This is a genomic window from Streptomyces bambusae, assembly GCF_019400985.1.
Lineage (GTDB): Bacteria > Actinomycetota > Actinomycetes > Streptomycetales > Streptomycetaceae > Streptomyces > Streptomyces bambusae_A.
Genome location: NZ_WTFF01000076.1, coordinates 1 through 26,068 on the forward strand (window position 1 = coordinate 1; position 26,068 = coordinate 26,068).

The 26,068-nt window shown below is 72.4% G+C and carries 22 protein-coding genes and 1 pseudogene; 19 read left to right on the forward strand and 4 right to left on the reverse strand.

Features of this window, described 5'->3' with window-relative positions; all coding sequences use genetic code 11:
- Window positions 1–177: 177 nt before the first annotated feature.
- The 13 genes and pseudogenes from GPJ59_RS13305 to GPJ59_RS13365 form a co-directional block, all read left to right on the forward strand.
- Window positions 178–1,581: pseudogene (locus GPJ59_RS13305) on the forward strand (UDP-N-acetylmuramoyl-L-alanyl-D-glutamate--2,6-diaminopimelate ligase); the annotation flags it as partial.
- Window positions 1,578–2,996, forward strand: coding sequence for a UDP-N-acetylmuramoyl-tripeptide--D-alanyl-D-alanine ligase (locus GPJ59_RS13310; RefSeq protein WP_219667302.1), 1,419 nt, complete (start codon window positions 1,578–1,580; stop codon window positions 2,994–2,996). The pseudogene GPJ59_RS13305 and the gene GPJ59_RS13310, both read left to right, overlap by 4 nt.
- Window positions 2,993–4,063, forward strand: a complete 1,071-nt coding sequence (gene mraY, locus GPJ59_RS13315; RefSeq protein WP_219667303.1) for a phospho-N-acetylmuramoyl-pentapeptide-transferase — start codon at window positions 2,993–2,995, stop codon at window positions 4,061–4,063. The genes GPJ59_RS13310 and mraY overlap by 4 nt, the downstream gene beginning before the upstream one ends.
- Before the next feature lie 44 nt (window positions 4,064–4,107).
- A complete protein-coding gene (gene murD / locus GPJ59_RS13320; protein ID WP_219667319.1) occupies window positions 4,108–5,658 on the forward strand; it encodes a UDP-N-acetylmuramoyl-L-alanine--D-glutamate ligase in 1,551 nt (516 codons plus the stop codon).
- A gap of 67 nt (window positions 5,659–5,725) precedes the next feature.
- Window positions 5,726–7,087: a putative lipid II flippase FtsW gene (ftsW, locus tag GPJ59_RS13325; protein ID WP_219667304.1), complete on the forward strand. Its 1,362-nt coding sequence runs from the start codon at window positions 5,726–5,728 to the stop codon at window positions 7,085–7,087.
- Between the two features lie 6 nt (window positions 7,088–7,093).
- Window positions 7,094–8,188 carry an undecaprenyldiphospho-muramoylpentapeptide beta-N-acetylglucosaminyltransferase gene (murG, locus tag GPJ59_RS13330; RefSeq protein WP_219667305.1) on the forward strand — a complete coding sequence of 365 codons (1,095 nt, stop codon included), beginning with the start codon at window positions 7,094–7,096 and terminating at the stop codon, window positions 8,186–8,188.
- 16 nt (window positions 8,189–8,204) lie between these two features.
- Window positions 8,205–8,987, forward strand: a complete 783-nt coding sequence (locus GPJ59_RS13335) for a cell division protein FtsQ/DivIB (RefSeq protein WP_374200847.1) — start codon at window positions 8,205–8,207, stop codon at window positions 8,985–8,987.
- Between the two features lie 279 nt (window positions 8,988–9,266).
- Window positions 9,267–10,484, forward strand: a complete 1,218-nt coding sequence (gene ftsZ / locus GPJ59_RS13340) for a cell division protein FtsZ (protein WP_219667306.1) — start codon at window positions 9,267–9,269, stop codon at window positions 10,482–10,484.
- Window positions 10,485–10,504: 20 nt separating this feature from the next.
- A complete protein-coding gene (pgeF, locus tag GPJ59_RS13345) occupies window positions 10,505–11,215 on the forward strand; it encodes a peptidoglycan editing factor PgeF (RefSeq protein ID WP_219667321.1) in 711 nt (236 codons plus the stop codon).
- A 3-nt stretch (window positions 11,216–11,218) separates the two neighbouring features.
- Entirely contained in the window at window positions 11,219–11,938 is a 720-nt protein-coding gene (locus tag GPJ59_RS13350) for a YggS family pyridoxal phosphate-dependent enzyme (protein ID WP_219667307.1), read from the forward strand.
- Window positions 11,939–12,101: 163 nt separating this feature from the next.
- Window positions 12,102–12,719: a cell division protein SepF gene (locus GPJ59_RS13355; protein ID WP_219667308.1), complete on the forward strand. Its 618-nt coding sequence runs from the start codon at window positions 12,102–12,104 to the stop codon at window positions 12,717–12,719.
- A gap of 39 nt (window positions 12,720–12,758) precedes the next feature.
- Window positions 12,759–13,055 carry a YggT family protein gene (locus tag GPJ59_RS13360; RefSeq protein WP_219667309.1) on the forward strand — a complete coding sequence of 99 codons (297 nt, stop codon included), beginning with the start codon at window positions 12,759–12,761 and terminating at the stop codon, window positions 13,053–13,055.
- A 49-nt stretch (window positions 13,056–13,104) separates the two neighbouring features.
- Window positions 13,105–14,217 carry a DivIVA domain-containing protein gene (locus GPJ59_RS13365; RefSeq protein WP_219667310.1) on the forward strand — a complete coding sequence of 371 codons (1,113 nt, stop codon included), beginning with the start codon at window positions 13,105–13,107 and terminating at the stop codon, window positions 14,215–14,217.
- Window positions 14,218–14,339: 122 nt separating this feature from the next.
- Here GPJ59_RS13365 and GPJ59_RS13370 read toward each other — a convergent pair whose 3' ends face one another.
- Both GPJ59_RS13370 and ileS read right to left on the reverse strand, forming a co-directional pair.
- Complete coding sequence (locus GPJ59_RS13370; protein ID WP_219667311.1) at window positions 14,340–14,963, reverse strand: hypothetical protein; 624 nt, start codon at window positions 14,961–14,963, stop codon at window positions 14,340–14,342.
- Window positions 14,964–15,053: 90 nt separating this feature from the next.
- Window positions 15,054–18,203 (reverse strand): isoleucine--tRNA ligase, encoded by a 3,150-nt coding sequence (gene ileS, locus GPJ59_RS13375; protein WP_219667312.1) that lies wholly within the window; start codon window positions 18,201–18,203, stop codon window positions 15,054–15,056.
- A gap of 538 nt (window positions 18,204–18,741) precedes the next feature.
- On the opposite strand from ileS, the gene GPJ59_RS38490 reads away from it, so the two are divergent.
- The 5 genes from GPJ59_RS38490 (at window position 18,742) to GPJ59_RS13405 (ending at window position 23,557) form a co-directional block, all read left to right on the forward strand.
- The gene (locus GPJ59_RS38490; RefSeq protein WP_308120276.1) at window positions 18,742–20,967 is read left to right on the forward strand and encodes a TraR/DksA family transcriptional regulator; all 2,226 of its coding nucleotides are present in this window, start codon (window positions 18,742–18,744) and stop codon (window positions 20,965–20,967) included.
- Between the two features lie 56 nt (window positions 20,968–21,023).
- Window positions 21,024–21,593, forward strand: coding sequence for a signal peptidase II (gene lspA / locus GPJ59_RS13390; RefSeq protein WP_219667313.1), 570 nt, complete (start codon window positions 21,024–21,026; stop codon window positions 21,591–21,593).
- 52 nt (window positions 21,594–21,645) lie between these two features.
- Window positions 21,646–22,587 (forward strand): RluA family pseudouridine synthase, encoded by a 942-nt coding sequence (locus GPJ59_RS13395; RefSeq protein ID WP_219667314.1) that lies wholly within the window; start codon window positions 21,646–21,648, stop codon window positions 22,585–22,587.
- On the forward strand, window positions 22,584–23,081 hold the full coding sequence (locus GPJ59_RS13400; protein ID WP_219667315.1) for a GNAT family N-acetyltransferase: 498 nt from the start codon (window positions 22,584–22,586) through the stop codon (window positions 23,079–23,081). Before GPJ59_RS13395 ends, GPJ59_RS13400 begins: the two co-directional genes overlap by 4 nt.
- Window positions 23,082–23,278: 197 nt before the next feature.
- Window positions 23,279–23,557 carry a hypothetical protein gene (locus tag GPJ59_RS13405; protein ID WP_219667316.1) on the forward strand — a complete coding sequence of 93 codons (279 nt, stop codon included), beginning with the start codon at window positions 23,279–23,281 and terminating at the stop codon, window positions 23,555–23,557.
- A 35-nt stretch (window positions 23,558–23,592) separates the two neighbouring features.
- Here GPJ59_RS13405 and GPJ59_RS13410 read toward each other — a convergent pair whose 3' ends face one another.
- Window positions 23,593–24,645, reverse strand: a complete 1,053-nt coding sequence (locus GPJ59_RS13410; protein WP_219667323.1) for a mechanosensitive ion channel family protein — start codon at window positions 24,643–24,645, stop codon at window positions 23,593–23,595.
- Window positions 24,646–24,702: 57 nt separating this feature from the next.
- On the opposite strand from GPJ59_RS13410, the gene GPJ59_RS13415 reads away from it, so the two are divergent.
- Window positions 24,703–25,272, forward strand: a complete 570-nt coding sequence (locus GPJ59_RS13415; RefSeq protein WP_219667317.1) for a dienelactone hydrolase family protein — start codon at window positions 24,703–24,705, stop codon at window positions 25,270–25,272.
- A 12-nt stretch (window positions 25,273–25,284) separates the two neighbouring features.
- Here GPJ59_RS13415 and GPJ59_RS13420 read toward each other — a convergent pair whose 3' ends face one another.
- Window positions 25,285–26,007 carry a hypothetical protein gene (locus GPJ59_RS13420; RefSeq protein WP_219667318.1) on the reverse strand — a complete coding sequence of 241 codons (723 nt, stop codon included), beginning with the start codon at window positions 26,005–26,007 and terminating at the stop codon, window positions 25,285–25,287.
- Window positions 26,008–26,068: the final 61 nt, after the last annotated feature.

The following is a 26,068-nucleotide window of genomic DNA, read 5'->3' on the forward strand; positions in this document are numbered from 1 at the left end:
GCCTGCTGTGGCGGACGGTCCCCGACGACGTCGAGGAGCTCTGGCACCCGATACGCGCCCTCCTGAAGGGCGCGTAGCCGCGCGGAGGGCATGGAGCGGGACGGAGAGGACCTGTGCGGCGCCCACGCGCGCCGCACAGGCGAGTAAGGGCGCAAGGGGACCCCGGGCCGCCGCACCCGCCTGTACGGCCCTCCAGCCGCAGCTCATCACCCGGGTGCCGCCCCGCCCACCCCCGCCGGCGCCGAGCGCGCCGCCGCGACCGGCCTGCCCGTACTGGCCGTCGCCGACCCGCGCGGCCGGATGGGCGAGCTCGCCGCCACGATCTACGGCCGGCCGGGCGAGGCACTGCTCCAGATCGGCATCACCGGCACCTCCGGCAAGACCACCACGGCCTACCTGGTCGAGGGCGGCCTGCGCGGGGCCGGACGCACCACCGGACTCGTCGGCACCGTGGAGATGCGCATCGGCGACGAGCGCATCAAGTCCGAGCGGACCACCCCCGAGGCCACCGACCTCCAGGCGCTGTTCGCGGTCATGCGCGAACGCGGCGTCGAGGCCGTCGCCATGGAGGTCTCCAGCCACGCCCTGAGGCTCGGCCGGGTCGACGGATGCGTCTTCGACGTCGCCGTCTTCAACAACCTGAGCCCGGAGCACATGGAGTTCCACACCGGCATGGAGGACTACTTCCAGGCCAAGGCCCAGCTGTTCACCCCGGCCCGGGCCCGCCTGGGCGTGGTGAACATCGACGACGAGTACGGCCGCCGGCTCGCCAAGGAGTCGACCGTCCCCGTCGTCACCTTCTCCGCCGCCGGCGACCCGGCCGCCGACTGGCGCGCCGAGGACGTGGTCAGCGGGCACATGGACTCCACCCTGACCCTGGTCGGCCCCGAGGGGCAGCGCATCGCCGCCACCGCCCCGCTGCCCGGCCCGTTCAACGTCGCCAACACCGTCGCCGCGATCGTCACCCTCGCCACCGCCGGCCTGGACCCGCAGACCGCCGCCGACGGCGTCGCCGCCGTACCGGGCGTGCCCGGCCGGCTGGAGCGCGTCGACGCGGGCCAGCCGTACCTGGCCGTCGTGGACTACGCGCACAAGACGGACGCCGTCGAATCGGTCCTGCGCGCCCTGCGCGAGGTCACCGCGGGCAAGCTGCACATCGTGCTCGGCTGCGGCGGCGACCGCGACACCACCAAGCGCGGCCCGATGGGCGCCGCGGCGGCCCGGTTCGCCGACACCGCCGTCCTGACCTCCGACAACCCGCGCTCCGAGGACCCCCTCAAGATCCTCGTGGCGATGCTGGAGGGCGCCGCGTCCGTGCCCGCCGCCGAGCGGGGCACCGTCCTGGTGGACGCCGACCGCGCCGCGGCCGTCGCCGCCGCCGTCGCCCGCGCCGAGCCGGGCGACACCGTCCTCGTCGCGGGCAAGGGCCACGAGCAGGGCCAGGAGACCGCCGGCCAGGTCCGCCCCTTCGACGACCGCGCCGTCCTGCGCGCCGCGATCGAGGCCGACCAGGCCGCCCGCCGCACCGCAGCCGGCACCGACCCGAAACCGCACGCCCGACAGGCCGAGGTGACCCCTTGATCCCCCTCTCCCTCGCCGAGATTGCCGACATCACCGGCGGGCAGCTCCACGACATACCGGATCCGTCCGCGACGGTCACCGGACCGGTCGTGTTCGACTCCCGCCAGGTCGCGGCCGGCAGCCTCTTCGCCGCCTTCGTCGGCGAGCACGTCGACGGCCACGACTACGCCCGGGCCGCGGTCTCCGCCGGCGCCCTCGCCGTGCTGGCCGCCCGGCCCGTCGGGGTGCCCGCCGTCGTCGTCGACGACGTCGTCGCCGCGCTCGGCGCGCTGGCCGGCGCGGTCGTCGCCCGGACCGGCGTCGACGTGGTGGCCCTGACCGGCTCGGCCGGCAAGACCTCCACCAAGGACCTCATCGCCCAGGTCCTCCAGCACCACGCGCCGACCGTGTGGACGCCGGGGAACCTCAACAACGAGATCGGCCTGCCGATCACGACGCTGCGCGCCACCGAGGAGACCCGGCACCTGGTGCTGGAGATGGGCGCCCGCGGCATCGGCCACATCCGCTACCTCACCGGCCTCACCCCGCCCCGCATCGGCCTGGTGCTCAACGTCGGCACCGCCCACATCGGCGAGTTCGGCGGCCGCGAGGCCATCGCCGAGGCCAAGGGCGAGCTGGTCGAGGCCCTGCCCGGCGAGGCCGATGGCGGGGTCGCCGTCCTCAACGCCGACGACCTCCTCGTCCGAGCCATGTCCGCGCGTACGAAGGCCCGTACCGTCCTGTTCGGCGAGGCCGAGGACGCCGACGTACGGGCCACGGATGTCCGGATGACGCCCCAGGGACAGCCTTCCTTCACACTGCACACACCCACCGGGTGCAGCGACGTGACCTTGCGGCTGTACGGTGAGCACCACGTGTCGAACGCGCTCGCCGCGGCCGCCGTCGCCCATGTGCTGGGCATGTCCGTCGACGAGATCGCCACCGCGCTCTCCGCAGCGGGCACGCTGTCCCGCTGGCGGATGGAGGTCACCGAGCGGGCCGACGGCGTGACGGTCGTCAACGACGCCTACAACGCGAACCCCGAGTCCATGCGGGCCGCACTGCGCGCGCTCGCCGCGATGGGCGGCGCCGCCCAGGCGAACGGGGGCCGCACGTGGGCGGTGCTCGGTCCCATGGCCGAGCTCGGTGACGACTCGCTCGCCGAGCACGACGCGGTCGGACGACTTGTCGTCCGGCTCAACGTGAGCAAGCTCGTGGCAGTCGGGGGCAGGGAAGCGTCCTGGCTGCAACTGGGCGCATATAACGAGGGTTCGTGGGGTGAGGAGTCGGTGCTCGTGTCCGACGCGCAGGCGGCGGTCGACCTGTTGCGCAGTGAACTGCGCCCGGGAGACGTCGTGCTGGTGAAGGCATCCAGGTCGGCCGGTCTCGAGCGGGTCGCACAGGCGCTGCTGGAAGGCGAGGTCGCCGGCCGATGAGGCAGATCCTGTTCGCGGGTGTCATCGGTATGTTCCTGACCATCATCGGCACCCCGCTGCTGATCAAACTGCTGGCCCGCAAGGGCTACGGCCAGTTCATCCGCGACGACGGCCCGCGCGGCCACGCGGGGAAGAAGGGCACGCCCACCATGGGCGGCATCTCCTTCATCCTGGCGACGCTCGCCGCGTACGCCCTGACGAAGGTGCTGACCGGCAGCGAGCCGTCCTTCTCCGGCCTGCTGGTGCTCTTCCTGATGACGGGCATGGGCCTGGTCGGCTACCTGGACGACTACATCAAGATCGTCAAGCGGCGCTCGCTGGGTCTGCGGGCGAAGGCCAAGATGGCCGGCCAGCTGATCGTCGGCGTCGCCTTCGCCGTGCTGGCACTGCAGTTCAAGGACATCCGCGGCAACACCCCGGCGTCCATGAAGCTGTCGTTCGTCAGCGACTTCGGCTGGTCGATCGGCCCGGTGCTGTTCGTCGTCTGGGCCCTGTTCATGATCCTGGCGATGTCCAACGGCGTGAACCTCACCGACGGCCTCGACGGCCTGGCCACCGGCGCCTCCGTGATGGTCTTCGGCGCCTACACGTTCATCGGCGTCTGGCAGTTCCAGGAGTCCTGCGCCAACGCCGCGACGCTGACCAACCCGGCGGCCTGCTTCGAGGTCCGCGACCCGCTCGACCTCGCGGTCGTCGCCTCCGCCCTGATGGGTGCCTGCTTCGGCTTCCTGTGGTGGAACACCTCGCCCGCCAAGATCTTCATGGGTGACACCGGCTCGCTCGCCCTCGGCGGCGCGCTGGCGGGTCTGGCCATCTGCTCCCGCACCGAGCTGCTGATCGCGCTGCTGGGCGGCCTCTTCGTCCTGATCACCCTGTCCGTGGTCATCCAGGTCGGCTCCTTCCGGCTCACCGGCAAGCGGGTCTTCCGGATGGCACCGCTCCAGCACCACTTCGAACTCAAGGGCTGGTCCGAGGTCCTGGTCGTGGTCCGGTTCTGGATCATCCAGGGCATGTGCGTCATCGTGGGCCTCGGAATCTTCTACGCCGGATGGGCAGCCGAAAAGTGAGCACCAACTCGCCCGCGGCGGGCATGACGGACGACCCGGGGCCGATGGCCGTGTCCGGGCCCGACGCCCTCGCGCGCTACGGGCTGCCGCGGCGCATCACCGTGGCCGGGCTCGGCGTGAGCGGCATCAGCGCCGCCCGTGCGCTGGCCCGGCTCGGGGCGGCCGTGACCGTCGTCGACAACGGCGACGGCGACGCGCACCGGGCGCGCGCCGCGGAGCTGGCCGAACTGGGCATCGAGACCCGCCTCGGGCACCTGGCCGACGGCTCCCGCGCCGGGGACGTCCTGCCGGAGGGCACCGAGCTGGTCGTGACCTCGCCCGGCTGGCAGCCGGGCAGCCCGCTGTTCACGGCGGCCGCCGCGGCCGGCGTGGACGTCGTGGGCGACGTCGAGATCGCCTGGCGGCTGCGTGAGCTCGGGGCCCTGCGCCGCGCCGCGGCCGCCGGAGCCGTCGGCGCCGACGCAGCGCACACGGCCCCGGCCGACTGGCTGGCGATCACCGGCACGAACGGCAAGACGACCACCACCCAGATGCTGGCGTCGATCCTGACGGCCGCCGGCCTGCGCACCGCCGCCGTCGGCAACATCGGCACCCCCATCATCGACGTGATCCTCGGCGACGAGGAGTACGACGTGCTGGCCGTGGAGCTGTCCAGCTACCAGCTGCACTGGGCCCCCTCGGTACGCGCCCACTCCGCGGCCGTGCTGAACCTGGCCCCCGACCACCTCGACTGGCACGGCAGCATGGAGGCGTACGCCGCCGACAAGGGCCGGATCTACGAGGGCAACCAGGTCGCCTGCGTGTACAACGTCGCCGACCCGGCCACCGAGCGCCTGGTCGAGGAGGCCGACGTCGTGGAGGGCTGCCGTGCCATCGGCTTCACCCTCGGCGCCCCCGGCCCCTCCATGCTCGGCGTGGTGGGCGACGTCCTGGTCGACCGCGCGTTCGTCCAGAACCGGCAGAAGAACGCCCAGGAGCTCGCCGAGGTCTCCGACGTCGCCGCGGCGTCCCGGGGGACCGACCCGGCAGCCCCCGGGCCGGCCCCGCACAACATCGCCAATGCCCTCGCCGCCGCGGCTCTCGCCCGGGCCTACGGCGTGGAGCCGCGCGCGGTCCGCGACGGCCTGCGCGCCTTCCGCCCCGACGCGCACCGCATCGCGTACGTCGCCGAGGTCGGCGGGGTCACGTACATCGACGACTCCAAGGCGACCAACACCCATGCCGCGGAGGCCTCGCTGGCCGCCTACGAGCCGATCGTCTGGATCGCCGGGGGCCTGGCCAAGGGCGCGGCCTTCGACGACCTGGTGCGCGCCTCGGCCAAGCGGCTGCGCGCGGCCGTGCTGATCGGCGCCGACCGGGCGCTGATCAGGGACGCGCTGGCGCGACACGCCCCCGAGGTCCCGGTCGTGGACCTCGACCGGACCGACACTGGGGCGATGCTCGCGGCGGTCCGGGAAGCGGCCCGGCTCGCGGAGCCCGGCGACACCGTCCTGCTGGCGCCCGCCTGCGCCTCGATGGACATGTTCGCGAACTACAACAAGCGCGGAGACGCGTTCGCCGACGCGGTGCGCCAACTGGCCGCGGAGAGCGCCTAGGTCGCCCGGGTCCGGGGCAGGGGCCCTGTCTGACCGGCTGCTCGCAGGAGTGGAGGGGAAGACACAGATGCCGGCCAAGCAAGTCCTGTCCGGGCGGCGGCCGTCCGCCGTGCGGACGCAGGGCCGCAGACGGCCCGCACCGAGGCCGAAGGGGCCCGCCCGGCGCGGGCCCCTGGAGCGGCTGCGGCGTACCCAGCGGCAGTTGCGCCGGGCCTGGGACCGCCCCCTCACGGCGTATTACCTGATTTTCGGCAGTGCGCTGCTCATCACCGTGCTCGGCCTGGTGATGGTCTACTCGGCGTCCATGATCAAGGCGCTCCAGCTGGGCCTGGGAGACGCGTACTTCTTCAAGAAGCAGTTCGTGGCCGCCCTGCTGGGCACCGGGCTGCTGCTGGCCGCCTCGCGGATGCCGGTGAAGCTGCACCGGGCACTGTCGTACCCGGTGCTGGCCGCCACCCTGTTCCTCATGGTCCTCGTGCAGATCCCGGGGATAGGGAAGTCGGTCAACGGCAACCAGAACTGGATCTCGCTGGGCGGCCCGTTCATGCTCCAGCCCAGCGAGTTCGGCAAGCTGGCGCTGATCCTGTGGGGCGCCGACCTGCTGGCCCGCAAGGGCGACAAGGGGCTGCTGAGCCAGTGGAAGCACCTCCTGGTGCCGCTGGTCCCGGTGGCCTTCCTGCTGCTCGGGCTCATCATGCTCGGCGGGGACATGGGCACGGCGATGATCCTCAGCGCCGTGCTCTTCGGCCTGCTGTGGCTCGCGGGGGCGCCGACCCGGCTGTTCGTCGGGGTGCTCGCCTTCGCGGGTGTGATCGTCGCGGTGCTCATCAGGACCAGTCCGCACCGCATGGAGCGGCTCGCCTGCCTGGGCGCCACCGATCCGGGCAAAGGCGACATGTGCTGGCAGGCCGTACACGGGATCTACGCCCTCGCGTCCGGCGGATGGTTCGGTTCCGGTCTCGGCGCGAGTGTGGAAAAATGGGGGCAACTGCCCGAAGCCCACACCGACTTCATCTTCGCCATCACCGGGGAGGAACTGGGCCTGGCGGGGACGCTGTCGGTACTCGCCCTGTTCGCGGCTCTAGGCTATGCGGGTATCCGCGTGGCCGGACGCACGGAGGATCCCTTCGTCAGGTATGCCGCGGGAGGCGTGACCACCTGGATCACGGCGCAGGCCGTGATCAACATCGGTGCGGTGCTCGGTCTGCTGCCGATCGCCGGAGTCCCGCTCCCGCTGTTCTCCTACGGGGGGTCCGCCCTGCTGCCGACCATGTTCGCGGTCGGACTGCTCATCGCCTTCGCGCGGGAGGAGCCGGCGGCGCGCGCGGCGCTCGCGATGCGACAGCCGAAGTTCGGCTGGAAGCGGGCAGGGCTGATTGGTAAGTCGATGAGACGGCGCGTCCTGAGGCGTCCGTCCGGAGAGCGGTGAATTTCGGTGCATGTCGTACTCGCCGGTGGGGGGACCGCCGGCCACATCGAGCCGGCGCTCGCCCTCGCGGACGCCCTGCGCAGGCAGGACCCCACCGTGGGCATCACGGCCCTCGGTACGGAGCGCGGACTGGAGACCCGGCTGGTCCCGGAGCGCGGCTACGAGCTGGGGCTGATCCCCGCCGTGCCGCTGCCCCGCAAGCCCACGCCCGAGCTGATCACCGTCCCGGGACGGCTGCGCGGCACCATCAAGGCCGCCGAGCAGATCCTGGAGCGCACGAAGGCCGACTGCGTCGTCGGCTTCGGCGGCTACGTGGCGCTGCCCGGCTACCTGGCCGCCAAGCGGCTCGGCGTGCCGATCATCGTCCACGAGGCCAACGCGCGGCCGGGCCTGGCCAACAAGATCGGCTCCCGCTACGCGCACGCCGTGGCGGTCTCCACGCCCGACAGCAAGCTGCGCGGCGCCCGCTACGTGGGCATCCCGCTGCGCCGCTCCATCGCCACCCTCGACCGGGCCGCGGTCCGTCCCGAGGCGCGGGCCGCGTTCGGCCTCGACCCCAACCTGCCGACGCTGCTGGTGTCGGGCGGCTCGCAGGGCGCGCGCCGGCTCAACGAGGTCGTCCAGGCCGTCGCGCCGACCCTCCAGCGCTCCGGGATCCAGATCCTGCACGCGGTCGGCCCGAAGAACGAGGTCCCGCGTGTCGACAACATGCCCGGGATGCCGCCGTACGTCCCGGTACCGTACCTGGACCGGATGGATCTGGCGTACGCCGCGGCCGACATGATGCTGTGCCGCGCGGGCGCGATGACCGTCGCCGAGCTCTCCGCCGTCGGGCTGCCCGCCGCGTACGTGCCGCTGCCGATCGGCAACGGCGAACAGCGGCTGAACGCCCAGCCGGTGGTCAAGGCGGGCGGCGGCCTGCTCGTGGACGACGCGGAGCTGAGCCCCGAGTGGGTGCAGAGCCAGGTCCTCCCGGTGCTCGGTGACCCGCACCGGCTGTACGAGATGTCCCGCGCCGCGGCCGAGTTCGGCCGCCGGGACGCCGACGAGCTGCTGGTCGCCATGGTCTACGAGGCGATCGCCGCCCGTAGGAACAGCTGACGCAGGAGGCACCGAAGTGGCCGGAGCGAAGTCGTCGAAGCCGTCGAAGTCGTCGAAGTCGTCGAGGGGATCCGGCCCCCTGGGCCCCGGTGGCGTACTGCGCCGGGGCCCGGTGCTGGCGGCCCTGTCCGCCGCCGTCCTGCTGGCCGGCAGCGGCAGCTGGGTGTTCTACGGCTCCGACTGGCTGCGGGTGGAGAAGGTCACCGCCACCGGCACCGAGGTGCTCACCCCCGAACAGGTGCTCGGCGCCGCCCAGGTGCCCGTCGGGGCCCCGCTGGCGTCCGTGGACACCGAGGAGATCGGGATGCGGCTGCGCGGCCGTCTGCCCCGCATCGAATCGGTCGATGTGGTGCGTGCCTGGCCGCACGGAATCGGGCTGAAAGTGACGGAACGCCGACCCGTCCTGCTCATCGGCAAGGGCAAGGACTTCGTCGAAGTGGACGCTTCGGGTGTGCGTTTCGACACGGTCGGACAGGCGCCCGCCGGCGTACCGGTCCTGGAACTGTCCGCGGCGCAGTCCCCGAGCGGCCGCCGGTTCGACGAGGAGCGGCTGCTGCACGAGTCGGTGGGCATCGCGCGGGACCTCCCCGAGGCCGTGGCCGGGCAGACCGTGCGGCTCAAGGTCTCTTCGTACGATTCCGTGGTGCTGGAGTTGACCGGCGGGCGGCGCGTGGTGTGGGGCAGCCCGGAGCAGGGGGCGGCAAAAGGACGTGCGCTGACCGCCCTGCTGAAAGCCGCGCCCAAGGCTGACCACTTCGACGTGAGCGCCCCCACGGCCCCTGCGGTGTCCGGGAGTTGACGTTCGGTCCAACAGCGACGCACCCTGGTTGGCCAGCGATATGGGTGATCACATAGGGTGAAAAGAAAAACGGGAGGTTCGGCGTGTTCGTTGAACACGCGCTACTTGTCGACTTAGTGTCCTGTTCGGAGAGTCCCGAGGAACAGACACATCCTTAACCCTAAACTTCAGGGTTAGGGTTCGGGTCGGCGCGTTCGGACCGTCCCACATTTCGGCATCAGTCGTCGCACCGCAGGCCCGCGAGGCGGCGACACGTAATCGAGGCGAGAGGCCTTCGACGTGGCAGCACCGCAGAACTACCTCGCAGTCATCAAGGTCATCGGTGTCGGCGGCGGTGGTGTCAATGCCATCAACCGAATGATCGAGGTCGGTCTCAAGGGCGTCGAGTTCATCGCCATCAACACGGACGCGCAGGCGCTGTTGATGAGCGACGCCGACGTCAAGCTCGACGTCGGCCGCGAACTGACCCGCGGCCTCGGCGCCGGCGCCAACCCGGCCGTCGGTCGCAAGGCGGCAGAGGACCACCGCGAGGAGATCGAGGAGGTCCTCAAGGGGGCCGACATGGTCTTCGTCACCGCCGGCGAGGGCGGCGGCACCGGCACCGGTGGTGCCCCGGTCGTCGCGAACATCGCCCGCTCGCTCGGCGCCCTGACGATCGGTGTGGTCACCCGGCCCTTCACCTTCGAGGGCCGCCGTCGCGCCAACCAGGCGGAGGACGGCATCGCCGAGCTCCGCGAAGAGGTCGACACCCTCATCGTCATCCCCAACGACCGGCTGCTGTCCATCTCGGACCGCCAGGTCTCGGTGCTCGACGCCTTCAAGTCGGCCGACCAGGTGCTGCTGAGCGGTGTGCAGGGCATCACCGACCTCATCACCACCCCGGGCCTGATCAACCTCGACTTCGCCGACGTCAAGTCCGTGATGTCCGAGGCCGGCTCGGCGCTCATGGGCATCGGCTCGGCCCGCGGCGACGACCGTGCGGTGGCCGCCGCCGAGATGGCGATCTCCTCGCCGCTGCTGGAGGCCTCCATCGACGGCGCCCGCGGCGTCCTGCTGTCCATCTCCGGCGGATCGGACCTCGGCCTGTTCGAGATCAACGAGGCCGCCCAGCTGGTCAGCGAGGCCGCGCACCCCGAGGCGAACATCATCTTCGGCGCCGTCATCGACGACGCCCTCGGCGACGAGGTGCGGGTCACCGTCATCGCCGCCGGCTTCGACGGCGGACAGCCCCCGGCCCGCCGCGACAACGTCATCGGCGCCGCGTCCACCAAGCGCGAGGAGCCGCCCGCCCCGGTCCGCGCCGCCGAGCCGGCCCGCCCGGCCTTCGGCGGACTGGGCAGCGTGACCCCGCGCGAGGAGCCCCCGGCCCCGGTCGAGCCGGCCCCGGTCAGCGAGGTCCCGCCGGTTCCGGCCGCCGGCGCCCCGCAGGTTCCCACCGCCCGGCCGTACCAGGACAGCCCGGCCGAGGAACTGGATGTCCCGGACTTCTTGAAGTGACCATAGGACAGCAGCACACCGTGAGCGGCGCGCACTTCGCCTTCACCGACAGGTGGGGCGGGGTGAGCGCCGTTCCGTACGAGGAGCTCAACCTCGGCGGCGCCGTCGGCGACGACCCGGCCGCCGTGACCGAGAACCGCGGGCGCGCCGCGCGGTTCCTGGGGATCGACCCCGGCCGGGTGGTCTGGATGAACCAGGTCCACGGCCGGGACGTGGCCGTGGTCGACGGCCCCTGGCCGCTGGGTGAAGAGATCCCCGCCGTGGACGCGGTGGTGACCGCCCGCCGGGGAGTGCCGCTGGCGGTGCTCACCGCCGACTGCACCCCCGTCCTGCTGGCGGACCCCGTCGCCGGGGTCGCGGCCGCCGCGCACGCAGGCCGGCCCGGACTGGTCGCCGGAGTGGTGCCCGCCGCCGTCGAGGCGATGGCCGGACTCGGCGCCGAACCCGGCCGGATCGTCGCGCGGACCGGCCCGGCGGTCTGCGGCCGCTGCTACGAGGTGCCCGACGCCATGCGGGCCGCGGTCGCCGAGGCGGTGCCCGCCGCGTACGCCGAGACCAGCTGGGGGACCCCGGCCGTCGACGTGGTCGCGGGCGTGCACGCGCAGTTGGCGGAACTGGGGGTGGCCGACATCGTGCGGTCCCCCATCTGCACACTGGAGTCGCGGGACCACTTCTCGTACCGCCGCGACCGGGTGACCGGGCGGCTTGCCGGATATGTCTGGTTGGACTGAAGGATGACGGATCGTAAGGCCGAGCTCGCGGCGAACCTCCGGCAGGTGGAGGAACGTATCTCGGCCGCCTGCGCGGCGGCCGGGCGCTCGCGGGACGAGGTGACGCTCATCGTCGTCACCAAGACCTACCCCGCGAGCGACGTACGACTCCTGGCGGAGCTGGGCGTCCGTCATGTGGCGGAGAATCGCGACCAGGATGCCGCGCCCAAGGCGGCGGCCTGCGCGGATCTGCCGCTCACCTGGCACTTCGTCGGCCAGTTGCAGACGAACAAAGTCCGTTCCGTGGCGGGTTATGCCCATGTGGTGCAGTCTGTCGACCGCGCCCGCCTCGTGACCGCTCTCTCCGCGGCCGCCGGGAAGGCCGAGCGGGAGCTCGGCTGCCTGGTGCAGATCGCCCTCGACGCCGAGTCGGGCGAGCGGGGCGAGCGCGGCGGTGCGGCGCCGGACCTGCTGGGGGAGTTGGCGGAGCAGGTGGCCGCCGCCCCCGGACTGCGGCTGGACGGAGTGATGACCGTGGCCCCGCTGTCCGGACCGTACGCGGGACGCGAACAGGCCGCTTTCGAGCGCCTGGTGGAATTGTCATCCCGCCTGCGCGCGGACCATCCGGCTGCCACGATGGTGTCGGCCGGAATGAGCTCCGACCTGGAACAGGCCGTCATGGCCGGTGCGACACATGTACGCGTCGGCACTGCGGTACTCGGCGCGAGACCCCGGCTCGGGTAACGTCGCGAAGAAAGTCGGACCACAGCAGAAAATATGGTCATTCCCATCGAAGGGTGGGTAGACCGCGTGGATCGCGGGCAGTTGGTGACTTTTGTGACACGAAGACAGTGACACAGGGACATTGGTGGCAGGGCGATCCACCACAGAGCGGAGGACTCGGAGAATGGCCGGCGCGATGCGCAAGATGGCGGTCTACCTCGGCCTCGTGGAGGACGACCGGTACGACAACCCCGGATACGACCCCGATGACGAGTTCGAGCCCGAACCGGAGCCCCAGCCGGTCCGGGAGCGGGACCGTCGGCCCCAGCCGGCACACCAGCCGCCCGTAACGGACGAACCGGTACGAGTCGTGCAGCCTCCGGCGCAACGCGAACCCGCACCATTGCCGGTCGAAAGCGGACGACCCGCACGAATCGCCCCCGTGGCATCCATCACACCTGAACGCCCGAATCTGGAGAAGAACGCCCCCGTGATCATGCCCAAGGTCGTCTCGGAGCGGGAGCCGTACCGCATCACGACGCTGCACCCCCGGACCTACAACGAGGCCCGTACCATCGGGGAACACTTCCGCGAGGGCACCCCCGTGATCATGAACCTGACCGAGATGGACGACACGGACGCCAAGCGCCTGGTGGACTTCGCGGCCGGTCTCGTGTTCGGACTGCACGGAAGTATTGAACGCGTGACACAGAAGGTGTTTCTGCTGTCGCCTGCTAACGTCGATGTCACGGCGGAGGACAAGGCCCGCATCGCGGAGGGCGGGTTCTTCAACCAGAGCTAGGCCGGACAGCGAGAGCAAACGGGGAGAGGGAAGCACGGGATGGGCGTCGCACTGCAGGTGGTCTACATCGCGCTGATGTGCTTCCTCATCGTGTTGATCTTCCGACTGGTCATGGACTACGTCTTCCAGTTCGCTCGGTCATGGCAACCCGGGAAGGCGATGGTGGTCGTTCTTGAGGCCACCTACACTGTCACCGATCCACCGCTGAAGCTTCTGCGGCGGTTCATCCCGCCGTTGCGTCTCGGGGGCGTGGCACTCGACCTGTCCTTCTTCGTTCTGATGATCATCGTTTACATCTTGATCAGTCTCGTGAGCACAGCTGCGAGAAGCGTGTGAACGATTCGGTCTTGCCGACTGCCGACGACTACGTAGAGGTGAAGAAGAGATGCCGCTGACCCCCGAGGACGTGCGGAACAAGCAGTTCACGACCGTCCGTCTCCGAGAAGGCTACGACGAGGACGAGGTCGATGCCTTCCTGGACGAGGTCGAAGCCGAGCTGACGCGCCTGCTGCGCGAGAACGAGGACCTGCGCGCCAAGCTGGCCGCCGCCACGCGTGCCGCCGCGCAGAGCCAGCAGCAGCAGGGCATGCGCAAGCCGGAGCCGCAGGACCAGCGCGGTCCGGGCGCCCCGGTCCCGGCGGCCATATCCGGCCCGCCGCAGCAGCCGCAGATGGGCCCGCCCCAGCTGCCGGGCGGTGCGCCCCAGCTGCCGGCCGGCCCCGGGGGCCACGGACCGCAGGGCCCCGGCCCGATGGGCGGCCCGATGCAGCACAGCATGGGCGGCCAGAACCCGCTCGGCCAGCCGATGGGCCAGCCCATGGGCCAGCAGATGCAGCCGATGGGCCAGCCCATGGGCATGCAGCAGCCGCAGCTGCCGCCGCCCGCCCAGGGCCCCGGCGGTGACAGCGCCGCCCGTGTCCTCTCGCTCGCCCAGCAGACCGCCGACCAGGCGATCGCGGAGGCCCGCTCCGAGGCCAACAAGATCGTCGGCGAGGCCCGGTCGCGCGCCGAGGGCCTGGAGCGGGACGCCCGCGCCAAGGCCGACGCCCTGGAGCGGGACGCCCAGGAGAAGCACCGTGTCGCCATGGGCTCCCTGGAGTCCGCCCGCGCCACGCTGGAGCGCAAGGTCGAGGACCTGCGCGGCTTCGAGCGCGAGTACCGCACCCGCCTGAAGTCCTACCTGGAGTCGCAGCTGCGCCAGCTGGAGACCCAGGCCGACGACTCCCTCGCCCCGCCGCGGACCCCGGCCACCGCCTCGCTGCCGCCGTCCCCGGCGCCGTCGATGGCTCCGGCCGGTGCGATGGGTCACGGCATGGGCGGTCCGGCCCCGATGGGCGCCCCGTCCCCCATGGGCGGTGCCCCCTCGTACGGCGGCCAGCAGCAGATGTCCCCGGCGATGACCCAGCCGATGGCTCCGGTCCGGCCGGCCGCTCCGCAGCCGATGCAGCAGGCGCCCTCGCCGATGCGGGGCTTCCTGATCGACGAGGACGACAACTAGAGACGACGGTCGTCGCGACGGTGATCGTCAAGACCGTTTCGCCGTCCTGACGGACGGCGCCAGGGCCGGGCCCGGGTTCCCTTGCGGATCCCGGGCCCGGCCCTTGTCCGGTCCCGGCCCGGTCAGGGCCAGAGGGAACCGACCGGCCGGACCTCGGCCGGGGTCAGGCTGTGGTCCGCGGGCCGGTCCCCGCCCAGCTTCAGCCCGTGCACCGAGCCCCGCCCGGCGAAGCAGTGGACCGTACCGGTGAGCGCGTCGAAGCAGAGCGCGGAGGTCTCCGGCGGGGCGGGGGCGAGCGTACGGCTGCCGGGTTGCCCGGCCGCGACCACGTGCAGGGCGCCCTGGGCCGCGTACAGCACCGTGCCCCCCGGCAGGACGACCGCCCCGACCACCCGGTGGTCCCCGTCCTGCGGCCACCACCCCGGGCGCCGGACGGTCTTCGCGGTGTGCTCCCGGGCCGTGCACACGATGTGTTGTCCGCCACTCGGCGAGCAGTGCACCCAGTGCAGATCGCTCATGCCGTCGGCGAACAGCAGCGCCATCCGGGCCAGGTCACCCGCCGGGATCTGGTGGTGCACCTCCGGGAAGGCGTCGTGCCACGGCCGCGGCGCGGTTCCTTCCCGTGTCCATTCACCACCCTTTTCGCCACGTCTGCGGTATTCGTGCACCAGGTCGTCCTCGTCCAGGAATACGGCCCGATCCGCTTCGGCTCCGAGAATTGCCGCCCCTTTGATCCGCTTTTCCATGTGCTGATCCTTTCGGAACGCACGACGGCCCGGCAGCCCCCGAAAGGGTTGCCGGGCCGGGTGACGGGATGACCGGCGGCTACGCCGTGCCTACGCCTTGCGCAGCCGGAAGGTCAGACCCAGGGCCTCGTCCGTGAACGGGTCGCCGTACGCGCCGTCGGCCTCGCCCGGGGCGAAGTCCGTGGCCAGGACCTCGTCCGCGATCAGGGCGGCGTGGTCGGTCAGGGCCGTGGTGACCTCGTCGTCCGAGGCGCTCCAGCGCAGGGCGATGCGGTCCGCGACGTCCAGGCCGGAGTTCTTGCGGGCCTCCTGGATCAGCCGGATCGCGTCACGGGCCAGGCCCGCCAGGCGCAGCTCCGGGGTGATCTCCAGGTCCAGGGCCACCGTGGCGCCGGAGTCCGAGGCGACGGACCAGCCCTCGCGCGGGGTCTCCGTGATGATGACCTCCTCGGGGGTGAGGACGATCGTCTCGCCGTTCACCTCCAGGGCCGCCTCGCCGGCGTCGCGCAGGGCCTGCGACAGGGCCGCCGCGTCGGCCGCGGCCACCGCCTTCGCGACGTCCTGCACACCCTTGCCGAACCGCTTGCCCAGCGCCCGGAAGTTCGCCTTGGCCGTCGTGTCCACCAGCGAACCGCCGACCTCCGACAGCGAGGCCAGCGAGGAGACGTTCAGCTCCTCGGTGATCTGCGCGTGCAGCTCGGGGGAGAGCGCCTCGAAGCCGGAGGCCGCGACCAGCGCGCGCGACAGCGGCTGGCGGGTCTTGACGCCCGACTCGGCGCGCGTGGCGCGGCCCAGCTCCACCAGCCGGCGGACCAGCAGCATCTGCTGCGACAGCGCCGGGTCCACCAGCGCCGCGTCCGGCTCCGGCCAGCTGGACAGGTGCACGGACTCGGGCGCGTCCGGGGTGACCGCCACGACCATGTCCTGCCAGACCCGCTCGGTGATGAACGGGGTCAGCGGGGCCAGCAGCCGGGTGACCGTCTCCACCACGTCGTGCAGGGTGCGCAGCGCGGCGGCGTCGCCCTGCCAGAAGCGGCGGCGCGAGCGGCGGACGTACCAGTTGGACAGGTCGTCGACGAACGCCGACAGCAGCTTGCCGGCGCGCTGGGTGTCGTACGCCTCCATGGCCTCGGTGACCTCGGCCACCAGCGTGTGCAGCTCCGACAGCAGCCACTTGTCGAGGACCGTGCGCTCGGCCGGGGCCGGATCGGCCGCCGACGGCGCCCAGTTGGAGGTGCGGGCGTACAGGGCCTGGAAGGCGACCGTGTTCCAGTACGTCAGCAGGGTCTTGCGGACGACCTCCTGGATGGTGCCGTGGCCGACGCGCCGCGCCGCCCACGGGGAGCCGCCCGCCGCCATGAACCACCGCACCGCGTCCGCGCCGTGCTGGTCCATCAGCGGGATCGGCTGGAGGATGTTGCCCAGGTGCTTGGACATCTTGCGGCCGTCCTCGGCGAGGATGTGGCCCAGGCAGACCACGTTCTCGTAACTGGACTTGTCGAAGACGAGCGTGCCGACGGCCATCAGCGTGTAGAACCAGCCGCGGGTCTGGTCGATGGCCTCGGAGATGAACTGCGCCGGGTAGCGCTTCTCGAACAGCTCCTTGTTCTTGTACGGGTAGCCGTACTGCGCGAACGGCATCGAACCCGAGTCGTACCAGGCGTCGATGACCTCCGGCACGCGGACCGCGGTGAGTTCGCAGCCCTCGTGGGTGCACGTGAAGGTGACGTCGTCGATGAACGGGCGGTGCGGGTCCAGCCCCGACTGGTCCGTCCCGCTCAGCTCGGACAGCTCCGCGCGCGAGCCGACGCAGGTGAGGTGGCCCTCCTCGCAGCGCCAGATCGGCAGCGGGGTGCCCCAGTAGCGGTTGCGCGAGAGCGCCCAGTCGATGTTGTTGTTGAGCCAGTCGCCGAAGCGGCCCTGCTTGACCGACTCCGGGAACCAGTTGGTCTTCTCGTTCTCCCGCAGCATCGCGTCCTTGACCGCGGTGGTGCGGATGTACCAGGACGGCTGCGCGTAGTAGAGCAGCGCGGTGTGGCAGCGCCAGCAGTGCGGGTAGCTGTGCTCGTAGGCGATGTGCTTGAAGAGCAGGCCGCGGGCGTCGAGGTCGGCGGTCAGCTGCTCGTCGGCCTTCTTGAAGAAGACGCCGCCGACCAGCGGCACCTCCTCGGCGAAAGTGCCGTCGGGGCGGACCGGGTTCACGACGGGCAGGCCGTACGCGCGGCAGACCGCGAGGTCGTCGGCGCCGAAGGCCGGGGCCTGGTGGACCAGACCGGTGCCGTCCTCGGTGGTGACGTAGTCGGCGTTGACCACGAAGTGGGCCGGGGCCTCGAAGGGGACCAGCTCGAACGGGCGCCGGTACGTCCAGCGCTCCATCTCCTTGCCGGTGAAGCTCTGGCCGGTGGCCTCCCAGCCCTCGCCGAGCGCCTTCTCCAGCAGCGGCGCGGCGACGACGATCTTCTCTTCCCCGTCGGTCGCGACGACGTAGGTCACCTCGGGGTGGGCGGCCACCGCGGTGTTCGACACCAGGGTCCACGGGGTGGTCGTCCACACCAGCAGGGCCGCCTCGCCGGCGAGCGGGCCGGAGGTCAGCGGGAAGCGCACGTAGACCGAGGGGTCCACGACGGTCTCGTAGCCCTGGGCGAGCTCGTGGTCGGACAGGCCGGTGCCGCATCGGGGGCACCAGGGGGCGACGCGGTGGTCCTGGACCAGCAGGCCCTTGCCGAAGATCTCCTTCAGCGACCACCAGACCGACTCGATGTACTCGGGGTCCATCGTGACGTAGGCGTCGTCCAGGTCGACCCAGTAGCCCATGCGGGTCGTCAGGTCGGAGAAGGCGTCGGTGTGGCGGAGCACGGACTCGCGGCACTTGGCGTTGAACTCGGCGATGCCGTACGCCTCGATGTCCTGCTTGCCGCTGAAGCCGAGCTCCTTCTCGACGGCGAGCTCGACGGGCAGGCCGTGGCAGTCCCAGCCGGCCTTGCGGGCCACGTGGTAGCCGCGCATGGTGCGGAAGCGGGGGAAGACGTCCTTGAAGACGCGGGCCTCGATGTGGTGCGCGCCGGGCATGCCGTTGGCGGTGGGCGGACCCTCGTAGAAGACCCACTCGGGGCGGCCCTCGGACTGCTCCAGGGTCTTGGCGAAGGTCTTGTTCTCCTGCCAGAACTCCAGGACGGCGTGTTCCAGGGCGGGCAGGTCGACCTGGGCGGGTACCGGGCGGTACTGCGGCGGGTTCGTCATGGGGCTTTACGTCTCCTCCGGCGGGGTCTGTCTCTCCGTCCGGAGGGACGAGAGCGCGTGCGGCTCCCGCGGTACCACCCTCCTTGGCCGCCGGACGGGTCCGGTGGCCCCCTCATTGGGGTGCGAGCCGGTTCTACTGACCCGCCAGGGCGGGTGTTCTTCCGGCGGCTCCGGGGTGATGCTTCACGTCGCGCTCGCCCCCGGGCTCTCACCGTCCCCGGGTCGCTCCTGGCTGCGTCCGACGCTACTCGTCCCCATCCATGCCTTTCGCCGGGACCAGTGTACGGGCCGGGGGGAGGGTCGGCAGACCGGTTTTCGCGGTGGCGCGCGCGGGGCTCACGGGGTGACCCGAATGGCCTGATGCGCGGATGCGGGCCCCCGGGTGGGCCGGGTGGCGGATTCGCCGGGCGCGGAGCTGGGCACAACGGATGCAGGTTGGCCTCGCCGGATGCGCGCCCCGTTGCCGCGGGGCTGGAGTCGATTTATCGTCCCAGCACGATTCGCGAGCAAGATCACAATATGTGAAGGGGCCGCGGCCATGGTGGCGAAGAAGAGGACGTCCCCCGACGGGACCAAGGCCTCCGGGGGGGCGGCCGCGGGGGAGGCCCCTGCCAAGGCCTCCGGTGGGGCGGGCGCGGAGGAGGCTCCTGCCAAGGCCCCTGGCGGGGCGGCGAAGGCTTCCGGCGGGGCGGGCGCGGGGGAGGCCCCTGCCAAGGCCCCGGGTAAAGCCCCTGGCGGGGCGGCCGGGAAGAAGGCCGCGGCCAAGGCCTCCGGTGGGGCGGGCGCGGCGAAGGCCCGTGGCAAGGCTCCTGGCGGGGCGGCGAAGGCTTCCGGCGGCGCGGCCGCGGCGAAGGGGGCCGCTACGAAGGCACCGGCGGCCAAGGCGCCGGCCGGGAAGACGGCCGCGAAGAAGGCTCCGGCCGGGAAGTCCGCTGCCAGGAAGGCGCCCGCCAAGGTCGCTGCGACGAAGGGAGCCGTCAAGAAGGCTCCGGCCGGGACGGCGGCTGCCGAGGAGGCGCCGGTCGAGGTGGCCGCCAAGCAGGCGCAGGCCGAGAAGGCCGTGGCTGGGGAAACGGCGGCCGGAAAGACCGCTGCCAGGAAGGTGCCGGCCAGTAGGGCTGCGAAGAAGACGGCCGTCGGGACGGGACTGGCCGAGGCGGTGGCCGGGAAGGCCGGGGCCGGGAAGGTGGCGGCTGAGAAGACCGCTGCTGGGAAGGCGCCGGCCAGGGGGGCTGCGAAGAAGGCGGCCGTCGGGACGGTAGGGGCGGAGACGGTGGCTGGGGAGGCGGCGGGCGCCAAGAAGGCGGCGGCGAGGGCTGGGGCCGGGAAGGCGGCGGCTGGGAAGACCGCTGCTGGGAAGGCGCCGGTCAAGGTGGCTGCGAAGAAGGCGGCCGTCGGGACGGCAGCGGCCGAGGCCGTGGCTGGGAAGGCGGGCGCCAAGAAGGCGGCGGTCAAGGTGGCCGCCAAGAAGTCGGCTGCCAAGAAAGTGCCGGCCGAGGCGGTGGAGGAGAAGGCCGGGGCGGGGAAGGCGGTGGCGGCCGAGAAAGCCACGGCGAAGAAGGCGGCCGGTAGGGCTGCGGTCGTGGCGGCTGCGGCTCCGCAGGGCGCGGCCAAGAAGGCCGCTGCCAAGAAGGTCGGTGCCGAAAAGGCCGCGGCCAAGAGCGTCGCGGCCAAGAAGGCCGGCGCGGGGAAGGCCGCCGCGGCCGAGAAGGCCGGTGCCAAGAAGGCCACGGGCAAGATCGCCGGCGCCGCGAAGGCCGGCGCCAGGAGTGCCGCGGCCGGGGAGGTCACTGCCAAGGCCGCCGCTGCGGCGAAGAAGGCCGCCACCAAGGTCGCCGTGGCGAAGAAGGCTGTGGCCGCGAAGGCCGGGGTGCCGGAGCCGGGGATTTCTGAGGCTGTTTCCGGGGCCGTCGCGGCCCGTAAGACGTTGCCGCACGCGCCCGCGACCCATGTCGCCGACTTCGGCGAGGTGCACGACGTCGCCGTCACCGGAGCCACCGTCGCCCGCAAGACCCTGGCCCACGCCCCGGAGCGGCCGCCGGCCAAAGCCGCCAAGGCCGCCAAGGCCGCCAAGGCGTCGGCCAGGGCCGTGGTGAAGAAGGCCCCGGCCCGCAAGGCCGTGGCGAAGAAGGCGCCGGGCCGGACCAGCCGGACGGCCAAGGCGACGAAGACGCCCGGCACGGCGGCCTCCGCCCAGGAGGCCGAGGCCGAGGGGGCGGCGCCCGCCGCCGACCAGTCCACCATCCAGATGGGAGCGGGGAACGTGGCTGCCAAGAAGAACACGGGTACGGGCACGTCCAGGAAGGCGGCCACGGCCGCCACGAGCGGCCTGCCCAAGGCCCGTGGGGTCGCCCAGGCCGCCGAGCCCGGCGAGCTGGCCGTACGGCCCGGTGAGGACCCCTGGACGCCCGCCGAGGTCGCCGAGGCCCGGACCGAGCTGCTGGACGAGGTGCAGCGGCTGCGTGCCGAGCTGGACGCCTCCGAGCTGGCCATCGCGGGCCTGATGCGGGACGCCGGCGACGGCGCGGGCGACGACCAGGCCGACACCGGCACCAAGAACATCACCCGTGAGCACGAGATGGCCCTGGCCACGAACGCCCGCGAGATGCTGGAGCAGACCGAGCGGGCCCTGGACCGGCTGGCGGCGGGCACGTACGGGCTCTGCGAGAACTGCGGCAAACCCATCGGCAAGGCCAGGATGCAGGCCTTCCCGCGGGCCACCCTGTGCGTGGAGTGCAAGCAGAAGCAGGAGCGGCGACACTGACGAGGGCCGCCTGACGTACCCTCGTCACAGTTGTCGAGCTAGTTCGAGGGACTCACGTGGCAGAGGCGGAGCGCATCATCGGTACGCCGGAGGTCGGGGACGACGCGACGCAGCCGCAGCCGGAGGCCACGGAGCCCAAGGGGCGCCGCCGGATCACGGCGCTGCTCGTGGTGGCCGTGCTGGCCTACCTCCTCGACCTCGGCAGCAAGATCCTCGTGGTCGAGAAGCTGGAGCACCAGCCGCCGATCAGGGTCGTCGGCGACCTGCTGAAGTTCGAGGCGATCCGCAACCCCGGCGCCGCCTTCGGCTTCGGCGAGGCCTTCACGATCATCTTCACCTGCATCGCGGCCACCGTGATCGTGGTGATCGTGCGGCTGGCGCGCAAGCTCTACAGCCTGCCCTGGGCCATCGCCCTCGGCCTGCTGCTCGGCGGCGCGCTCGGCAACCTCACCGACCGGATCTTCCGCTCGCCCGGCGTCTTCCGCGGGGCCGTCGTGGACTTCATCGCCCCCTCCCACTTCGCCGTCTTCAACCTCGCGGACTCGGCGATCGTGTGCGGCGGCATCCTGATCGTGCTGCTGTCCTTCCGGGGCCTGGACCCGGACGGGACCGTCCACAAGGACTGATCGCGGACCGATCCCGGACGGACCGCCGCCCGGCGTCCGGCATACTCGACGGGTGAGTACGATTCCCGAGATCCGCACCCTGCCCGTTCCGGACGGCCTCGAAGGCGAGCGCGTCGACGCCGCCATCGCGCGCATGTTCGGCTTCTCCCGGACCAAGGCCGCCGAGCTGGCCGCGTCGGGCAAGGTCTCGGTCGACGGCAGCGTCGTCGGGAAGTCCGAGCGGGTCCACGGCGGCGCCTGGCTGGAGGTCGAGATGCCCGCCCCCGCGCGGCCCGTCGAGATCGTGGCCGAGCCGGTCGAGGGCATGGAGATCGTCCACGACGACGAGGACATCGTCGTCATCATGAAGCCCGTCGGCGTCGCGGCGCACCCGAGCCCCGGCTGGACCGGCACCACCGTCATCGGCGGCCTGGCCGCCGCCGGCTACCGGATCTCCACCTCCGGCGCGGCCGAGCGCCAGGGCATCGTGCACCGCCTCGACGTCGGCACGTCCGGCCTGATGGTCGTCGCCAAGTCCGAGCGCGCGTACACCTCGCTCAAGCACCAGTTCCGCGAGCGCATCGTCGACAAGCGCTACCACACGCTGGTCCAGGGCCACCCGGACCCGATGAGCGGCACCATCGACGCCCCCATCGGGCGGCACCCGAGCGCCGACTACAAGTGGGCCGTCGTCCAGGACGGCAAGCCGTCCATCACCCACTACGACCTCATCGAGGCCTTCCGCGCCGCCTCGCTGCTCGACATCAAGCTGGAGACCGGGCGCACCCACCAGATCCGCGTGCACATGTCGGCGCACCGGCACCCGTGCGTGGGCGACCTCACCTACGGCGCCGACCCGACCATCGCCAAGCGGCTCCGCCTGACCCGGCAGTGGCTGCACGCCGTACGGCTCGGTTTCGAGCACCCGGCCGACGGGCAGTGGGTGGAGTTCGCCAGCGACTACCCGGCGGACCTCCAGCACGCCCTGGACGTGATCCGGGCCGAGAGCGAATGACGGCGTCGCCCGCGGCCGGCCCCGCCCCCGAGCCGTACGAGGTCCGCGTCGCCCGGACCGAGGCGGACCGCGCGGCCTGCTTCGCCGTCCGCACCGAGGTCTTCGTGGTCGAGCAGTCCGTGCCCGAGTCGATCGAGTACGACGCCTACGACGCGGACGCCGTGCACGTCCTCGCGGTCGGCCCCGACGGCAGCCCGCTCGGCACCGGCCGGCTGCTGCACGGCCCGGCCGCCGTCGCCAAGACCGGCTCCGCCGACGTCGCCTCGCTGGGCCGGCTGGCCGTGCTGAAGTCCGCCCGCGGGACGGGCGTGGGCGCGGCGCTGGTCCGCGCGCTGGAGGCGGAGGCGGCCCGGCTGGGCCTGACCGCCGTCGACCTCGGCGCGCAGACGCACGCCCTGGGCTTCTACGAGCAGCTCGGCTACGTCGCGTACGGGCCGGAGTTCGAGGAAGCCGGCATCGCGCACCGCTCGATGCGCCGCCCGCTGTCCGTCTGAGCGCCCGGCCGCCTGACGGCCCGGCCGCGTGATCGCCTGACGTGCGGGCACCGGAGCGGTGTTCTAGCGTCGGAAGGGCGAGGGTGACCGATGCGCAGAGCCGGTCGCCCCTCGGACTGCCTGCTCCGTGCCGCCCCCGCCCGCGGTCCGGTGTGCTCGCGGATCGCGTGACCGACCGAGAGAGCAGGTGCATCCGCATGCGATCGTCGGCTCGTATCCCCGGCATCCTCGCCGGCCTGGCCCTCGCCGCCGGCGGCGTCGTCCTCGCCGCACCGGCCGCCCACGCGGACATGGAGGCCTGCGCGCAGTACGTCTCGCAACACGGCGGGCAGCAGAGCGCGCAGACCATGGATGTCGTCCGGCAGGCGTGCTACCAAGGCCAGATCGGCAACCAGACGAGCTGCACCGCCAGCCTCGACGAGGCCGCCGTCTCCAAGGACGTGGCGGCCCAGGCCTGTCGGGCGGCTGCGCCGTAGCGACCAGCGACCACGAGGGCCCGACGCAGGACCGCTCAGTCCGGCGTCCCGGGCGCGGCGACGGCCCGGGACGTGGAGATGCGGGGGAGGGCGTACGGGTGCTCCGCGCACAGCCAGGCGATCAGCCGCTCGCGGACCGCGCAGCGGACCGTCCAGATGTCGTCGGCGTTCGCCGCCGAGACCACCGCGCGCAGCTCCATGGTGTGCGGGGCCGTGTCGGTGACCGCCAGGGTGCCGGTGCGCCCGTCCCACTCCGGGACGCCGGCGAGGATCTCCTGGAGCTTCTCCCGCATCAGCTCGACCGGAGCGGTGTGGTCCACGTGCAGGAACACCGTGCCGGTCATCTCCGCGCCGCCGCGTGACCAGTTCTCGTACGGCTTGCCGGTGAAGTACGAGACCGGCATGGTGATCCGGCGCTCGTCCCACGTGCGTACGGTCAGGAAGGTCAGCGTGATCTCCTCGACCTTCCCCCACTCCTTGTCCACGACCACGGTGTCGCCGATCCGGACCGTGTCGCCGAAGGCGATCTGCAGCCCGGCGAAGACGTTGCCGAGGGTGGACTGGGCGGCGATGCCCGCCACGATGCCGAGCACGCCGGCGGAGGCCAGCATCGACGCGCCCAGCGTCCGCATCGCGGGGAAGGTCAGCAGCATCGCCGCCAGCGCCACCACCACGACCACCGCGGTGACCACCCGGTGGATGAGCGTGACCTGGGTGCGGATCCGGCGCACCCGGGCCTCGTCGGCGGCCCTGGCCAGCGCGTAGCGCGCGTACGCGGTGTCCACGACCGCCGTGGCGATCCGCACCAGCAGCCAGGCGGCGGCCGCGATCAGCACCAGGGTCAGCGCCTGCCCGAGTCCGCCGGCGTGGCCGGGCAGTACCCGCGCCTGCCGGTACGTGGCTCTCAGCAGCCCGGCCGCCAGCACCAGTTGGAAGGGCACCCGGCAGCGGCGCAGCAACCCCCACAGCGGGGTCTCGCCGTGCCGGGCGTCGGCGTGGCGCAGCAACAGGTCCAGCAGCCACCCCGCGAGCAGGGTGACCACGACCACGCCGCCGACGACGGCCAGCGGACGCAGGACGGTCTCCATCTCCATGCCTGAGAACGTAACCGAACGATGTCGGCGGAAACTGGCACGATGGGTCCCATGGACATCATGCTCTTCCATTCGACGTACGGGCTGCGGCCCGCGGTGCTGGCGGCGGCCGACCGGTTGCGCGCCGCCGGACACCGGGTGACGGTGCCGGACCTCTTCGAGGGGCGCACCTTCGACACGGTCGAGGAAGGCATGGCCTTTCGGGACGAGATCGGCCGCGACGAGCTGCTGAGGCGGGCCGTCTCGGCCGCGGCCCCGCTGTCGGACCAGGGGCTGGTCTATGCGGGCCTCTCCTTCGGCGGCTCGGTCGCCCAGCAGCTGGCCCTGGCCGACGAGAAGGCGCGCGGGCTGCTCCTGCTGCACGGCACGGCGGACATCGCGGACGACGCGGCGGTGGACGGCCTGCCGGTGCAGCTGCACGTGGCCGAGCCCGACCCGTTCGAGCCGCACGACTGGCTGACCGCGTGGTACCTGCGGATGCAGCGCGCGGGCGCGGACGTGGAGGTGCACAGCTACCCCGGTGCGGGGCACCTGTTCACCGACCCGGACCTGCCGGACTACGACGAGCAGGCCGCCGAGCAGGCGTGGACGGTCGCCCTGGCCTTCCTGGACAGCTTGTAGCCGGGCCTCCGGCTACGCGTGCCGGCAGCGGCCGCCGGGGCTGGCGGCAGGAGGGGTGCACTGGTAGTCGTGGTCGGCCTCGTCCGTGCTCAGCCAGCGGCCGATGCACTGGTTGGCCGTCGTCCGGCCGCGGCCGGCGCAGAAGGACAGCGCGGCCCTGCCGTCGGCGAACGGGCCGGGTGCGTAGACCACCCAGTAGCCGGGGTTGAGCGAGGCGTACCGGGAGCTGTCCAGCACCTGGGCCTCGGGGACGGTGGCGCGGATGCTCGCGAGGCGCTGGTCGCGGACGGCGGTGCCCGAGCTCTTGGGCTCGGAGTACAGCTGTGCGATCCAGCGGCCGCCGCCTCCCGCACCCTCGCCGCCGCCGTCCTGGGGCTGCGAGGGCGCGGGCGGCGGGGTGGGCGTGGGAGTGGGGGTCGGCGTAGGCGTCGGGGTGGGGGTAGGTGTCGGGGTGGGGCCCGGGCTCTGGGCCTGGGACGGCGTGGGGCTGGGGTACGGGGCGGACGGGCTCGGCGAACCGGGCGCCGAGGCCGAGCTCTTGGCGTCGTTGCCGCCGTTGCCCTGCTCGCCGCGGCTCAGGGCGTAGATCCCCAGGCCCAGCAGCGCGAGCACGACGACCGTGGCGGCCGCCGTGAGCGGGACGGTGCGCCGGCGCGGCGGCTCGGGGGCCGCCGGTCCGAACGGGCCGATGGTGGCGAGGGCTTCGCGCGGTGTGTCGTCGTACGGGCCGGGCACGGGGCCGGGCCGGGACGGCGTGCTTGTATCCGAGGGGCGGCGCGCGGGGGGAACCAGCAAG

Coding starts and splice junctions, on each gene's coding strand:
- mraY (WP_219667303.1), top strand. CDS start 2,993: ATGAGGCAGATCCTGTTCGCGGGTGTCATCGGTATGTTCCTGACCATC.
- murD (WP_219667319.1), top strand. CDS start 4,108: ATGGCCGTGTCCGGGCCCGACGCCCTCGCGCGCTACGGGCTGCCGCGG.
- ftsW (WP_219667304.1), top strand. CDS start 5,726: ATGCCGGCCAAGCAAGTCCTGTCCGGGCGGCGGCCGTCCGCCGTGCGG.
- GPJ59_RS13350 (WP_219667307.1), top strand. CDS start 11,219: ATGACGGATCGTAAGGCCGAGCTCGCGGCGAACCTCCGGCAGGTGGAG.
- GPJ59_RS13355 (WP_219667308.1), top strand. CDS start 12,102: ATGGCCGGCGCGATGCGCAAGATGGCGGTCTACCTCGGCCTCGTGGAG.
- GPJ59_RS13360 (WP_219667309.1), top strand. CDS start 12,759: ATGGGCGTCGCACTGCAGGTGGTCTACATCGCGCTGATGTGCTTCCTC.
- GPJ59_RS13365 (WP_219667310.1), top strand. CDS start 13,105: ATGCCGCTGACCCCCGAGGACGTGCGGAACAAGCAGTTCACGACCGTC.
- GPJ59_RS13370 (WP_219667311.1), bottom strand. CDS start 14,963: ATGGAAAAGCGGATCAAAGGGGCGGCAATTCTCGGAGCCGAAGCGGAT.
- ileS (WP_219667312.1), bottom strand. CDS start 18,203: ATGACGAACCCGCCGCAGTACCGCCCGGTACCCGCCCAGGTCGACCTG.
- GPJ59_RS38490 (WP_308120276.1), top strand. CDS start 18,742: ATGGTGGCGAAGAAGAGGACGTCCCCCGACGGGACCAAGGCCTCCGGG.
- GPJ59_RS13400 (WP_219667315.1), top strand. CDS start 22,584: ATGACGGCGTCGCCCGCGGCCGGCCCCGCCCCCGAGCCGTACGAGGTC.
- GPJ59_RS13405 (WP_219667316.1), top strand. CDS start 23,279: ATGCGATCGTCGGCTCGTATCCCCGGCATCCTCGCCGGCCTGGCCCTC.
- GPJ59_RS13410 (WP_219667323.1), bottom strand. CDS start 24,645: ATGGAGACCGTCCTGCGTCCGCTGGCCGTCGTCGGCGGCGTGGTCGTG.
- GPJ59_RS13415 (WP_219667317.1), top strand. CDS start 24,703: ATGGACATCATGCTCTTCCATTCGACGTACGGGCTGCGGCCCGCGGTG.